Genomic DNA, 14,876 nt, shown 5'->3' on the forward strand with positions numbered 1-14,876 from the left:
CTCAATCTCCAGCGTCACCTTCAACCCTGCTTCGGTCTCCCCGCTGAACCTTGGCTGATCCTGATTAGTGAGTGTCAGTGGCATGTCTTCCGCTAAAGTCGGTGCTTGGGTATCAACGGTGATAACACCAGTTTGTTCGGTATTCGCTTCCCCTAAATTACCCGCGCTATCCTCCACCGCTACACGATAAACATATTGTCCATCCCCTAATGCGCTAGAAATAGGTAGTGTCAAAACCCAGCTACCATTCTCATCCGTTCTTACGGTTTGGCTTATATCTATCGTGTGAGATCCTACCTTGCTAATACTTAATATTACCAATGCAAAAGGTTCGCTTTGACCTTTAAAAGTGGGTATCGCAGAGTTTGTTAATACCGTATTTTTAATGACTTGTTCTGATTCATGCCAAACTCCTGCAGTCAGCTCAGTTGGTGCCGTTAAATCAATAGTGAACTCACCAGCCATCTCACCACGGATACCTTGCTTAACGTCATTCACTGTAACAATATAGTCATGATGCCCCTCTGCCAGTTCGGAAGTAACCTCGATAAACCAATGACCATTTTGGTCTGATTTTGTTTGGTAGGGTTGAGCCAATTGGTTATCAAAAATTACCCGCACATCCGCATTTGGCTCAGTCATCCCTCTTAATTTAGGTTTCTGAGTATTGGTAATATTGTCATTTTGCACTCCGGAGTCCGAGTCACTATCCAACCCAACTTCAACTAAAGGTGCTGTTTTGATCTGAACACTGCCGCTGAGACTTTGTGTACTCACCTGTCCTAAAACATCAGTCGCTGTTATCTGGTAATCGTAATGACCATCTGTCAACGCATTCTTATCCGGCAATGTAAATAACCAATGACCGGCTGTATCAGCGGTCACTTGGTATGTTTTCCCATCGATGATGATCGTCACAGTGGCATTCGCTTTCGTTTGTCCACTCAAGGTCGGTGTATTATCATTCGTTTGATGACCTAAAGATAAAACGTCTTCTAATTCAGCCGTTATCTCTGGGGGTTGGATATCGTAAACCAAATTGAAGTTCAGGTGAGTTTCTCGACCGATGAGGTCTTGTGCGGTCACCGTGAATTTAATTTCTTCATCTTGTTTAAGATTAAACGGAATACTTGTTTTAGGCAGTGAAATACGCCAGTTACCGCCATTATCTGCTTGAGTTGAACCAATCACTTTTCCATTGGCGTCTTTGACTTCAATGTGACTGGCAGATGTCGTTTTCCCCGTCAAGCTGAGAGCATCGCTATTAAACATTAGCTTACTGTTTTCTGCGGAGGTGAACTGTTTTCCATTGAGTTCAAATTCAACCTTAGGCGGAATATCTCGCTCTGCACCACTGAGCACTTTCAGTTCTAATTCATGTTCCGTCTTATTTCCTGCCATATCAAAAGCCGTAATTTTCGCAGGATAGATACCATTCGGTAAACGGATACTTTCCCCAATCATGGTCTCTTTACCATTAAATTCTTTTAGCTTTGTCGTATGTTTATAAATTTTTCCATTCACTTCGATCATGTAATAATCAATATTACCCGTGTACGTAATACGTAATCCGGCATTACTGTTATTGGCAACCTTCGTACCACTATGTAATTCACTGGATTTTATATAAAAATCATAGAATTGCGGTGCTGTTGTTAAGATATTTAGCGTGACCTGCCCAATGGTTAACCCACTGTTCTCTTCCATAAATGCCACAGGATAAGCACCTTCACCATGAATCGGGACTTCAAAGCGCCATTCTCCATTAGCATTCATATCAACAGGATAAGATTTCCCATCTATTTTTGCGTACAGCATTGCCCCTGGCTCAACTTTACCTTTATAAGCGGGTTTTTGATGGCTCGTGTAATGATTACCGGTAGTACCAGTATCAGTATCCGGGTCTAACCAAATTTTAAAGTCTGATACCGTAACATAAGAAGAATACGTTCGAGTGGAACCGTAAACATCAGTAAATTCAAGGGTAAATGGAGTATCCCCTTTTGGTAATTGAAGTGTATCAGGTAGCTGCACCTCCCAATTTTTACGCCCATTTGACAGTGTTAATCCATAACTTTTACCCGCTATTTTAATCACGCCTCTTAGTTCATCGCGGTCAGCACTTCCCGAAATTGTTCCTTTTAATTTAGGGGAGCGAGAGACACTGAGATAGTTATCATCCATGCCTGTGGAACTCGATATGGCAGCAACTTGGCTAGTAACATGCAATACGCTGTCTTTAACCTGCATACCCACCTTATCAAATACTTTTTGTGAAACGTGACCTGCTGGCGATGTTGCAATGACGGTAATATTGTTGAGAAGGTAGCCTGAGTCCTTCAGGAGCGTTCCTTCTGGAATACTAAAAGTCCAATGACCTTTCTCATCAATGTTAGTGATTGGAAAGGAAAACTTATGGCTCTTTCCTCCATGTACCCGTTCGAATTCAAATTTAAGCATTGAGTTTGGAGAGGCTTCACCTGAGAAATCGGGGGTTAAGTCATTGGTTGATTTCGCACCATCAAACTTACCCGCTTTCCAAGATACGTCTAAGCTAATCTCTGATAAATAAGGCGCGTGGCTTTCAATCACTAATTGTGATGTTTTTTCATAAACATTCCCTGCGGCATCCGTGATAATGATTTGATAATTTCCAATAAAATCCTTTGGCAATTCTTTGGATAGCTGTAGTGACCATTGACCATGCTTATCCGTTGTGGTTTTTATGGTTTCATTATTCAATGTCAGTGTGACTTGGCAGCCCACTTCACCTTGTCCAGTAAAGACGGGTTTATGGTGGCTCGTAATAAAATTACCTTTCGTGCCAGTGTCAGTTTCTGAAGTGAGCTCAATCGTTGATATTGGTAGCATCGAGTCAATGAAAACACTGCCTTGTACATCCAAGCTTCTCCCATTGATAGGATGGGTTGCGGTCACGATATAGCGATTATTTCCATCCTGTAGTGTTTCGGTCTTGATTTCCCACTTTCCAGTAGTGTGGTCGGCGGTGGTTTCATACCTTTTCCCTCCAATATCAAAACTGACTTTCGCCCCTTTAGTCGCCAGCCCTTTAAAACTCAAGGTGTTAATGTTCGTAATGTAATCTTCTTTTACGCCACTATCACTACGTTCATCTAACATCACTGATAATGTTGGAAGTGGCGCTTCTGATGCACCGTTTCCTAGTGGAACGAAGGTAAACTGTTGTTCGATTGTCGTTTTATTTCCGGCAAGATCCTCAGCAATAATCCGATAATTATTCTCTTTCCCGACAGCAGCGTTGGTGTCAAAGGTCAAGGACCAATGTCCATTTTCATCGGTATAGGCTGTTTTTGTGGTTCCTTTGAATTCAGCCGTTATTTTACTTTTTGGTTCAGAGGTGCCGCTGATTTGGGGGCGGATTAAATTTGTTGTTATGCCATCAACCGCATGTTCACTTTGGCTCGTCGTATCTAGCTTCGCCGTTAACTCAACTTGGGTATCAACGGTCAATGATCCTTTATCTGTCGATGTATTTCCCGCCAGATCGTTAACTGTAATCTGATAATCATAAATACCATTGGCTAATACCTGTGGTATCGACCATGTCCACTCACCTGCGGTATCTGCGGTTACTGGATAATCTTGATTTTCAAAGTGAATTGTTACCGTTGCATGAGGCTTGGTTTTTCCTATTAGAGTCGGTTTCGTATGATTCGTTAGCTGATCGCCTATTAGCCCACTATCTGTAGCAGTACTGAGCGTTGCATGGCTAGAAGGGTGCGCAGTATCAATATGCATGTTTTCAGTGAATGAAGCTTGATTGCCGGCAATATCCGTTACCGTAACCAAGAATAAATGATGCCCATCATGTAATGCTTCAGGCACCGCAAATGACCAATGACCTTGATCATCCGCTTTTGTCGTATAAATTTGCCCAGCAAGATTAATGGTGACAACGGCTTGTGCGTCTGTTTGCCCTAACAGCACAGGCATAGCCTTATTAGTGATAAAATTATCCGTATTTTCTAAATATGTTGTGGCATCTGGTAACGTCGTTTTGATCGTAACCACGCCATGGATTGTTTGGCTGTTATCGGCTTTATCTACCGCTGTCACTTGATAGGTTAACTCGCCTTCAGGCAATGCTTGCGCTACCGTAATCCGCCATTCCCCCTGCTCGTTCGCGGCTGTAGATAAATGTTGTCCGGCGATCACTAATGTAATCACACTCTTGGGCTCAGTTTTCCCCATGAATGTGGGCAGTGTTTGATGAGTGATAGCATCATTATCCACCCCACTATCTGAATAGCTTGCTAAATGAACAGTCACCTCAGGTAGCGTGGTATCAATGATTATATTTCCTTCCACAATCACAGGCTTATCGTCAGCACGAGATGCCACTAACTGATACTCATAAGCATCATCGGGTAATGCCGTATTGATTGATAACGACCAATTCCCTTCTTGATCTGCGTTAATCGGATATTTTTTGCCTGCAATTTCTAGATATGCCGTTGCATCAAGTGACACTTTCCCAATAAACGTCGGGGTATTTACTTTGGTTATCTGAACGCTCGAAATATCAGAATTCGTTGTGTCATCGAGCCGACCTTGAATAAAGATATTGGTTTTTAAAGGCGTAACCACATCCTTAGCCTTATTGACGAATGATGGTGTTGATGATGGTGTTGACGGTGAGGGAATGGTTGAAGAGGCTGGAGAGGACAAATCATTTTTTGTGATATCTATTTTAGTATCTTCAGCTTTAGTTTTTTGATTTAATTCATTTTTTGCTTGATTTAACTTTGTTAACGATGAACTTAATTGCTCTTTTTTTTCTTCATTTGACGATTCTAACGTGCGAACAGTTTCAGAGAGAGCCTTATTTTTTTGTTGTAATTCGGCAAGTGTCTCTTCGAATCGCAGCTCGGCATCGCCTTCTTCATTGTTCTGTTTTTTTTGTTCTACCGCGTCGACCTCCACCGTGTCGCTGACAAATTGTTCCTTAATATAAACAGCATCGGCTCCCACATTCATCGATATTGATGACAAAATCTCATCTTGGGTAAGCACAACCCCCTGCTCTGTGGATAAAACGACATCACCTAAAATGACATCTGATAAACCATTTTTTAATATTTCTGTTTTTCCATCGGGGGTTGTAATAATAAGGTCTAATCCTTGAACCTTAAAGTTTTTTACTTGAATCGTATTTATGTTATTTGAATTCATTGAGCTAGCCATTTAAAAGATATTAATGTTATTAATTAGATGCCAATTAGCAATTTTCATAAATCGCATTATATCTATTTTAAACCTAATTAAATCATGCAAAGCATATCGTGAACTCAGAACCTATATTTATGAACTTAAAACCAGATGTGTCAAAATTAATTATAATTATAATACCTGACATGAATTTATTTTAAAGAAAACAAAAAATGGAAGAAGACTATGATGGCTCAGATGAAGAGCTAGCACCTATGGTGGATGGATTAAGCGGAACACTTTGTATTATTATCTTAGTATCAATGGTATTTATTTTCAGTGGTTTAAAAACTGCAAGCACGTATATTAATTATGGGGAGTTGAAGTTTGAACATGTAGAGATCGATATATCAAACCGAGTTCTTTATTTCAAAGGCGGAATAAACCTTTCTGATGAAAAGATCGATTTATTAGCAAAAGAATTCAATGAGAATGATAAAAACAGCATCATTTTACATGGTTATATAGATAAAAACATCAAGAACCGTCAAGAAAAAAACACCTATAACTTACTTTATGTAGCATCAATCATTAAAAATCTTGGTCGCAATAAAAAAGTCATTCTAAAAAAAGGAACGAATGAAATTTGCCCAGGATGGAATTCATGTATCTATTGGGAATACAAATAAATGTACTATATCGGACTATTTCTTTACCTTATTACCTTTCTTGCATGCTGGCTAATCACTGGAATAAAAGACATGATACAGCAATGTATCCTACTTGCTCCTGAAATAAGCTATACCATGATTGGTATTTATATTTATCCATTGGCTATTTTCTTATGCCACAAGATCCTTAAAAAGAAATCACAAAAAAATTATATTTTTCTCACTAATCAAACAAAATTATCAGCCTCGGTAACCGTATCCTTAGGTTTAGTCGGAACATTTATTGGTTTAACTGGAATGATAACGGCAATATCGGCATCTCTTGCTGGAGAAGGTGATGTAGCAGAAAAAATGAATGCGATGATTTCATCAATTTCCATGGCTTTAGACTCTATGTCATTTGCCTTTTTGACCTCTATTTTAGGTGTCTCAATTTCTGTTTTACTGTTAGTTAGCTTAAATTTCTTCCAATTCTTTTACATTAAAGATCAAAGCAAAAATTCACAGCCTAATTTTGAAGAACTCAATGATATTCATAAAACCCTGTTTGCTCTGCAAGCCGTAAATGTAGGCATTGCCCAAAAGTTCGTATCAGTCTCAGAAGATAACCAATTAGCGACAGAAATTTCTAATACACTCAAAGAACTAACAAAAATAACAACAGCGAACTTACAAACATTGGTTACGATGAAAGATGCACAAAATGATTGGTATATAAAATATGACATGCATTTATTAGAAGAGAAAAAAAGCAGACTGTTGAATAATGAAAAAATAGAGAAAGAAATTTTAGAAGTAAAAAATTCTATTCAATGGATAAAATCCAAAGCCTTAGAAAGCAAGAAAAAATTAATATCATTATTATCAGTGGAATAGTTACATGCGTATATCTTATATTGTCTTAGGCTTATCACTTGGATTGATTTTAATCAACACCTGTTTAGCGAATAAAAAAGAAGATGGTTTCGAATCATTTATGAATCGAGTACTAGATAATTCTAATCCTATTAAAATAAAAATGTTAGAACTAGAATCTGAAGGGTATAAAGCAAAGCAGACCGATTACTTTTATTTACCTAAAGTGAGTGCGACAAGCAAGTTGAAACATGGCGATGCTAATGTAAACAGTAGCTTGACGGCAACATCTCTTATTTATGATAGTGCGTTAAATCATCGATTTAATGAAAAAGAGCTGAAACTAAAAGTTTCACAATTGAATTTAAATAAAGAGAAAGACGATTTATATGCATCGATTACAAATAATCTTCTTAGCATTCATTTTCTTAACGAATTAACTAAAAAAACGGCTAATTTAAACAAAAACTCAAAAGAAATTTTTGATTTAATTGATCGTCGTTACAAAAATGGTGTTGCTAAATCCAGTGACTTAGAGCAAGCAATGCTACTAATGCAACGCATAGATATTGAGCAAAAAAATATTGAAAAAGAGATAATGCAATATAAATCCAATATTGAACTCATTTCCGGATTAGATTATCCAGTCAATGGCGTTAGCTTACCCAAAAATTTTATTAAAAATATACATAACATTAAAATTCAAAATGACCAAAGTATTCAAAATAACATTGAATATAATATATTGAAAATACAAGCAAATATAATCAAGGAAAACGCTCAACAGCAAGATCCTTTTTTTAATGTGAATTTAATAGCTGAAGAACGATATTTAAATCAAAGTAGAAACCATAGCGAATCATATGTCGGCGTCGAGCTAAAGTTAAATATTTTTGATATTGATAAAAAATTGAATGAGTTATCCCAATTGAAACTCTATGAGGCCGCAAAGGGGAAAGTCGATTATAAACACAGTGAAATGACAGCCAAAGTCAAAAATTTAAACATCATTGCGACGTCGAATGAAATTGAGATAAATAACTTAAAAAATCAGAGAGATACATTATCTTCTATGATAAAAAGTCAAGAACGTGAGTATGATATCTCTCAATCTTCATTCTATGAAATGGTTAACACTTTATTTGACATGTTGACCATTGAAAGAAGAATCACTGAATCAATGATCGCTGATATGAAAAATAAAATGGAATACATCCAATTAACAGGGAAGCTCGCTGAAATTGAAAATCCATCTTAACTATCTGAAAAAAATTCCTAAAAAGATAAAAATTGTCTTTGCCCTTACCATCATTTTTTGGGGATATATTTTTCTTGCTGAAATTGATGTTTCATCCCCAGGTGATGGCGTCATTTCAGGCTTATCTAACAAGCTAGAGATAATCAGTCCAGCATCAGGATTTATCAACCAATTTAAGATTAAAACCGGTGACCATATAGAAAAAAATCAAATTCTATTTTCTTATACAAACTTAGATGTTTTTCATCAAGAAAAAACGCTGTCTAACTTAGTCAATTTTGCTAATGAACGCATTGATGATTTAGAGGAGAACAAAAAGTTATTAAATGGGCTTATTAATGGTCTAATCAATAATGAAGATGAATTTCAGTCTACGGCAAAAAATGACAGAAGCAAGACCCTCAGCGCGTATAAAGAGTTATCTGAGCATATGCTTTTAATCATGGAAACCAATAACTTACAAGCACAATATTTAGCGCAGAACAAAGAGCTTACTGAGCTTCAAAATCAAATAAAAATTCTAAAAAGAAAGGAGGTGCTTTTAAATAATGCGAGAGCACCCGAGCTTGAAAAATTGAATAACAATACGGAAGTTAGCCGGACATTAGCACTGATCAATTCAGGTGAATTAACCGCTCAAAAATTAATACGTGAAATTTCTTTATTGGAAAAAAAGCACAAAACACGATTAATTAGTGAAATACAAGAAAATGAAGAGCAACTCAATCGCTTGAAAAAAGAAAAATTAGAAAATAGTGGTCAAATTGAATTACTAAGAAATAAAATCAGGGCAAACAGTGTTGTTTCACCCACTGATGGCATTATTCTGAGTATAGAAAAAGAGTTAGAACAAGGTTCATACGTTGAAGCTTCTAACCTAGTTATGGTCATAAAAAAACAACAAGATACGCGGGTTATCGACGCTAAAGTATATGCAAAATATCGCCCTTTTATTGCGGTTGAATTACCGGTAAAAATTGTCGTTAACTCTCCTGGATTTAAAAAAATAATTCATGGGAAAGTGTCAAAAATTAGTGCCGACTCATTTTCTGATAAAGATAGAATGACTCAAGAGCGCTTTTATTCTGTACAAATCACGCCAAATCAAGATTCGGTCATTGAACCGGAACATGATGGGTTACCCGTAATGATATATATTTCTAGTAAGAAAATTTCAGTATTAAATTATCTAACGGCACTCATTGGCGATAATATTTCATTTAACGTTTGGTAACGATATGTTAGGTTTTGTCTCCGCGCTTTCCGCGTCAGTTTCCGTCATGATTTTATTAATGGCTGTTCTTTTAGCGAATGTCATGTCTAGTGCTATGGATATGGAAGAAAATAAACATAAAGCAAAAATATTGGGCATTGAAGATAATGGTGGTGAAATAAAAGATAAAAATAAAAATAAAAACATTCACAACACAATGAAATCATTAACTTTCAATTACGAAATACTCAATACGATTGATTATAATAAAATTAAAAGCATTGAAATTTATTGTAGCTATGGGAATAACCTAACACTTGATACTGCACTAACTTATACGGTTTACAATACTGTTTATCTAAAAAAGAACATTCCTCAAGTAAGCATAAAGGCACTCAAGCCCGCTGAAGATAAGAATGGATTAAACAGTTGTTTCCTCAAGGGAAAAGAGAAAGAAAGTGAAAAAAAATAATCTAAACAATATCATTTTTATATACTTCAATGAACTTGGAGAAAAAATAAATTTAAAAAATAAACCTTATGAGCAATCCAATATTCTAAAGAATATTAACAACTTTATTGATAATGATTTTTTTACTTATCAGTATTCATCCATTATTTACTCAAAAAATGAAAATTTACCTCAGCTTTTCATCATGGAGCTAAAAGATAGCGAGTACATTCTCATTAAGAATCAGGTTGGAATACTCTCTAACCTAACCAACAATGTCATTGTCACGAAAGAATTACTTGAAAGTAAAAACTTATTTTTCTTTCGCAGTATACCAAAAGATTTAGCTGAAGATTCAATGTTTAACTCATTAGTTAAGCTCACACCAAAATCTGCCCTATTTTCTTTGCCTTTAATTTTATTCGCTTTACTACTCCCTTTATATTCAAACTTATTTAATTCTCGATTAGTTTATAGCGAATCCATTAGCTCATTATTATATATTAGCTTTATTTTTGTTTTTATTATTGGAATTGAGTTTTTCATTAAACATTTCATTCATGAACAAAATCTCCAAGAAATAAAAATTAATATTGGTATTTTCAACCGCTATTTTCTGGATTTGCTGCAGCGTTCTAATTGCAAAAGTGCTTCAATTAAAGTCAGAACAGCGGAATCTTCTATTCTACAAGTCTGGGAGCTTAAGCCACAAATTATCTATGATATTGGATTAACGATTTTATTTTCATTATGCATTATCAGTATGCTGGGTTTTTATTCTATTTTGTTATTTTTATATTATGCTGCCCTTGCGTTTATCTGTGTGCAGGTTCGCTTCCGCTCTTATCAAAACATGTTGCGAACCAATAGCATTAACTATGAAAAATCAGCTCTGTACTACTCATTAGAGCAAAAAAAGCAGGAGCTTCGCTTCCTTGATGAAAATAATTTTCATCAATATGTCGATACCAAGAACCATGAAGATGAGAACGTTAAATTAAAATTAAATGATGCGAATCATCATTGGGCAGAGATCATCAGAACCAATTCATTTCTGTCTATGATGGTCATGTATATCACTTGCTACCTAGCCGTAGGAAATGGAATGCTCAGCTTGGCGTCCATTATCGCCGTTTTAATTATCAATGGACGACTTTCAGCAGCCATCACAGGCGCAATTAACCGCAGTTTTGTTGTTAAAACACATTTATTTCACATCAGATCCAGTATTAATCAACTCATCAATAACCTAACACCTAGGTTTAAAGAAAATGGTTTGAAAATCAGTAAGTCACATATTTTTCAAACAACAAATTTAACACTCAATATTGATGAAAAAAAACGAGTTGATAATCTCAACATGACAGTTAAAGCAGGGGAGTTTATTGGTATTACTGGTATATCGGGGTCCGGGAAAACATCTCTGATAAACGTGCTTTGTGGTATTTCTCAAAATTACTCTGGCGATATCTCGATTAACAATATTAAATTGAATGAAATTTCCGGACCCTATTTTCAACAAAAAATCGCATACTACTCGGGTGTTGCTGCCTATTTTAATGGTTCCTTGAGAGATAATTTTAATCTTAATGGAATTTTCGATGATGCAACTATGGCTCGCCTCATTATGCTTTGCTGCCCCCAATTAAAAATCAGCCAAGAAACCCTAGAAGATATACTTATCGCAGATCTTCCTATTTCTACAGGGGAAAAACAGAAACTCATGTTAGTGAGTTCCTTATTCAAGCAACCAGAGATCATATTTTTAGATGAAGCTACGGCTTTTATGGCATCAAAAGATGCACTCAACTTTATGCATCTCATTAGAAAAGAACTTAAGTTAGAAGACTCAATTATTTTCTGTGCAACCCATGATTTAGGTCTCTCTTCACTGTTTACTCAGCATATTTCCTTAACGACTCAAGCCTCTCAGGCTCATAGAACATCGGTACCCTCAAGTAAAATTAACGACGTCATTTTGCCTAAAATATCATTAAATAAAACAGTGTTATAACGTAAAAAAGCCCACTTCAGAATTTGAAGTGGGCTTTCCATCTTGTCTACCCAAAAGAGTCTTACAAGAACGTGAAGAAAATCATTCCAACAACGGCCCCTGTGGTACCCAGAATAGTTTCCATCAGAGTCCACGTTTTCAAGGTTTGTGCTTCAGTCGCTCCCGTAAATTTACCGAATAACCAGAAACCAGAGTCGTTCACATGGCTCAGGATTAATGAACCACCTGAGATACAAATTGCTAGTGCAGCAAGTTGAGCACCGGAATAACCTAACTCACCGATAACCGGTAATACCAAACCTACGGTCGTTAAACACGCGACTGTCGCAGAACCTTGGATAACACGCACGGCACCCGCTAACACGAAACACGCAACAGCAATAGGTAAGCCTGCACCAATCAGTGAATCACCGAGAGCTGGACCCACACCAGAATCCACCAGCACTTGTTTAAATACGCCACCAGCACCTGTGACTAACAGAATGATACCTGCAGGTTGAATTGCCGCAGAACACACTGCCATCACACGCTCTTTGTCCATACCGTAACGGAAACCCAGACCATAGATTGCCAATAAGCACGCCAGTAATAAGGCAGTAAATGGGTGACCAATAAACTCTAACCAGTTTTCTAAGTTAGATCCTTTTTCAACAAAGTGCGTACCAATCGTTTTTAATCCAACCAGTAACAGTGGGAACAACACGAGGCTTAAGCTGAATCCAAAGCTTGGCATTTTACCGTCAACTGCTTTTGGCGCTTGGTAATCAGCAGGAATATCAATGTGAACAAACTTGCTAATAAAACTTCCGAACAGTGGACCGGCTAAAATCATGCTAGGGATAGCAGCACATAAACCGATTAAGATCATCCAACCGTAATCCGCCCCCATTTGCGAAGCCACCAGCATAGGAGTAGGTCCCGGTAACAAGAAGGCGGCCGCAGCGGCAACCCCTGCAAACAGAGGAATGGCTAAGCGCACAACGTTATGGCCTGTGCGGTTTGCGACGGCAAATACCACACCGATTAATAAAACGATCGCAACATCAAAAAATAGCGGTAATGCACAAATTAATCCGGCAATCCCAACAGCATAGTGCGCGCGTTTTTCACCGAATAAATCCAGCAGCTTATGAGCAACTTGGTCTAATGCCCCAGTTTCATGCAGAATTTTTCCGAACATAGCGCCCAGAGCAACCACTATTGCGAGAAATCCAAGCGTTCCTGCCATTCCTTTTTGCATGGTTGCGGTAATATCTTGAACTGGCATTCCAGAGAATAACCCTGCGCCAATCGAGACAATCATCAAAGCAACAAATGCATGTAAACGCGCGTACATGACTAAAAATAGCAATAACACCACCGAGCCAACGGCAGTCAGTACCAATGTTAAGGTACTTAATGTTTCTACAGGTGCGTTCATGCTTTATCTCCCGTCATAATTTGACGAATAGTGGCACAGGTATTATCGATAACCACATCGAGGGCAGGACGAATATCGACAGCATAAGCATCAGTTTCTTGCGCGTCAGGTTCTTGTAACGTTTCAAATTGTGATTTCAACATTTCAGGTTTAAAGAAATGACCACGACGTGCTTTTAAACGTTCTTCAATAACGACTGCATCTCCTTTTAGATAAATAAAATATAGATTTTTATTATCTTGGCGCAGAATATCGCGATAACTTTTTTTCAATGCTGAGCAAACAACTAACGAGACTTGATTCGTTCTTTGCATTGCAAAAATAGCACTGTTAAGAGCTTCTAACCAAGGACGACGGTCATCATCATTCAAAGCCTGTCCTGATGCCATTTTCATGATATTGGATTTCGGGTGCAAAAAGTCCCCGTCTAAAAAAGCCGCGTTTAACTGCTGAGCAACGCCACTCGCTACTGCTGATTTGCCGCTACCCGATACCCCCATTAAGACAAATGAGTAGTTTTGATTTTGGGTATCACTCATAGGAAACTCCTCGGGTGTTGAAAAAAAGGTGACTTAATTCTAGATTTTAAATTTAATTTAGGCTCCCAGCCTTGGGTTACCAAGTATGTTACCGGTAACAGGTTACGGGTAACATTATTGCCAGTGGATATTTATTTAGCAATTAGATAGGCGAAGAAAACGACGGAACTGTGATGATAATCGCAATAATATTTTGCTGACTCGATGCAACCTTACTAGATACTTTCACCAGTTAGTAACTTAAAACCAACATCGAATTTTTTCTGCGGTAATTTCTCTCCACGCATTCTGGATAACAACACTTCCGCAGCCTTGCGCCCCATCAGCTCTCGGGGTGTTAAAATACTCGCCAGTTTAGGGGTCATCACCTGCCCCACATCATGTCCGTGGAAACCCGATATTGCTAAATCGGTAGGAACGTTGATCCCTAAACGCTGGCATTCAAAAATGGCACCGATCGCTAAGTCATCATTGGTACAGAATAAGCCATCCGCATCAGGATATTTCACGCGGCACTCTTGAAGCAATTGTGCACCAAGGGAATATGAGGAGCTTTCTTGGGTCATCAAATTACGCGGGGTAAGCTTGGCATCAAGCATCGCTTTTTCATAGCCTTGCAAACGGATAATTGTTCGCTCATCCTGCCGAGCGCCTAAATAAACGACTTTACGGCAACCGCGTGCAATCATTGCTTCGGTCATTTGACGAGAAGCTTCAAAGTTGTCGATTCCCACCGCAATATCAAAACAAGGCGAAATACTGTCCATGATTTCAACAACGGGGATACCTGCTGTTTTTAGCATGCGTTGAGTACGGGCAGTATGAGTACGTTCGGCAAGAATAACGCCGTCAATATTATAAGAAAGTAGAGATGTTAAACGCTCTTCCTCTTTTTCCGCCCGATAGCCATAGTGCGCCAACATGGTTTGATAACCATAGCGATCCGTCACAGTTTCAATACCGCGAATCACTTCAGCAAAAACTTGGTTAGTTAAAGATGGAAGTAGGACACCAATGGCATGGCTTGTGGCGTTCGATAAAATGTCTGGTGCTTTATTTGGAATATAGCCTAACTCCTCAACTGCATTCGCAATTTTCCCACGCAACGACTCTGAAACTTGCTCAGGATTACGTAGAAAGCGACTCACCGTCATTTTCGTGATACCGACGCGGTCGGCTACATCTTGCAAAGAGGGTCTTTTATTCTTCATATATCCCATATATCTATAATACGCCTTTATATTTCATTATGTTCTGCGATCTGC

10 protein-coding genes are annotated in these 14,876 nt (G+C 37.8%); 6 read left to right on the plus strand and 4 right to left on the minus strand.

Going from position 1 to position 14,876, the window contains the following annotated elements:
* Positions 1-5,214: Ig-like domain-containing protein (locus PR795_RS17130; RefSeq protein WP_272516967.1), on the minus strand; the 5,214-nt coding region annotated here is incomplete at its 3' end.
* 209 nt (positions 5,215-5,423) lie between these two features.
* Between PR795_RS17130 and PR795_RS17135 the strand changes: the two genes are divergently transcribed.
* The 6 genes from PR795_RS17135 (at position 5,424) to PR795_RS17160 (ending at position 11,652) form a co-directional block, all read left to right on the plus strand.
* Positions 5,424-5,879 carry a hypothetical protein gene (locus tag PR795_RS17135; RefSeq protein ID WP_181480533.1) on the plus strand — a complete coding sequence of 152 codons (456 nt, stop codon included), beginning with the start codon at positions 5,424-5,426 and terminating at the stop codon, positions 5,877-5,879.
* Positions 5,880-5,951: 72 nt separating this feature from the next.
* A complete protein-coding gene (locus PR795_RS17140) occupies positions 5,952-6,737 on the plus strand; it encodes a hypothetical protein (RefSeq protein ID WP_272516968.1) in 786 nt (261 codons plus the stop codon).
* 4 nt (positions 6,738-6,741) lie between these two features.
* The gene (locus PR795_RS17145) at positions 6,742-7,974 is read left to right on the plus strand and encodes a TolC family protein (protein WP_272516969.1); all 1,233 of its coding nucleotides are present in this window, start codon (positions 6,742-6,744) and stop codon (positions 7,972-7,974) included.
* Entirely contained in the window at positions 7,958-9,208 is a 1,251-nt protein-coding gene (locus PR795_RS17150) for an HlyD family efflux transporter periplasmic adaptor subunit (protein WP_154600856.1), read from the plus strand. Before PR795_RS17145 ends, PR795_RS17150 begins: the two co-directional genes overlap by 17 nt.
* A gap of 4 nt (positions 9,209-9,212) precedes the next feature.
* On the plus strand, positions 9,213-9,659 hold the full coding sequence (locus tag PR795_RS17155; RefSeq protein ID WP_036974445.1) for a hypothetical protein: 447 nt from the start codon (positions 9,213-9,215) through the stop codon (positions 9,657-9,659).
* On the plus strand, positions 9,646-11,652 hold the full coding sequence (locus PR795_RS17160; protein WP_272516970.1) for an ATP-binding cassette domain-containing protein: 2,007 nt from the start codon (positions 9,646-9,648) through the stop codon (positions 11,650-11,652). The genes PR795_RS17155 and PR795_RS17160 overlap by 14 nt, the downstream gene beginning before the upstream one ends.
* Positions 11,653-11,713: 61 nt before the next feature.
* Here the strand turns inward: PR795_RS17160 and gntU are convergent, their stop codons facing one another.
* From gntU to gntR, 3 genes are all read right to left on the minus strand, one after another.
* Positions 11,714-13,072: a gluconate transporter gene (gntU, locus tag PR795_RS17165; RefSeq protein WP_006663367.1), complete on the minus strand. Its 1,359-nt coding sequence runs from the start codon at positions 13,070-13,072 to the stop codon at positions 11,714-11,716.
* Positions 13,069-13,611, minus strand: a complete 543-nt coding sequence (gene gntK, locus PR795_RS17170) for a gluconokinase (RefSeq protein ID WP_006658558.1) — start codon at positions 13,609-13,611, stop codon at positions 13,069-13,071. The genes gntU and gntK overlap by 4 nt, the downstream gene beginning before the upstream one ends.
* A 215-nt stretch (positions 13,612-13,826) precedes the next feature.
* Positions 13,827-14,822, minus strand: coding sequence for a gluconate operon transcriptional repressor GntR (gene gntR, locus PR795_RS17175; protein ID WP_181480532.1), 996 nt, complete (start codon positions 14,820-14,822; stop codon positions 13,827-13,829).
* Between the last annotated feature and the right edge of the window lie 54 nt (positions 14,823-14,876).

Origin of the sequence: Providencia sp. PROV209 (assembly GCF_028479485.1) — a bacterium.
In the GTDB taxonomy this organism is placed as follows: Bacteria; Pseudomonadota; Gammaproteobacteria; order Enterobacterales; family Enterobacteriaceae; genus Providencia; species Providencia alcalifaciens.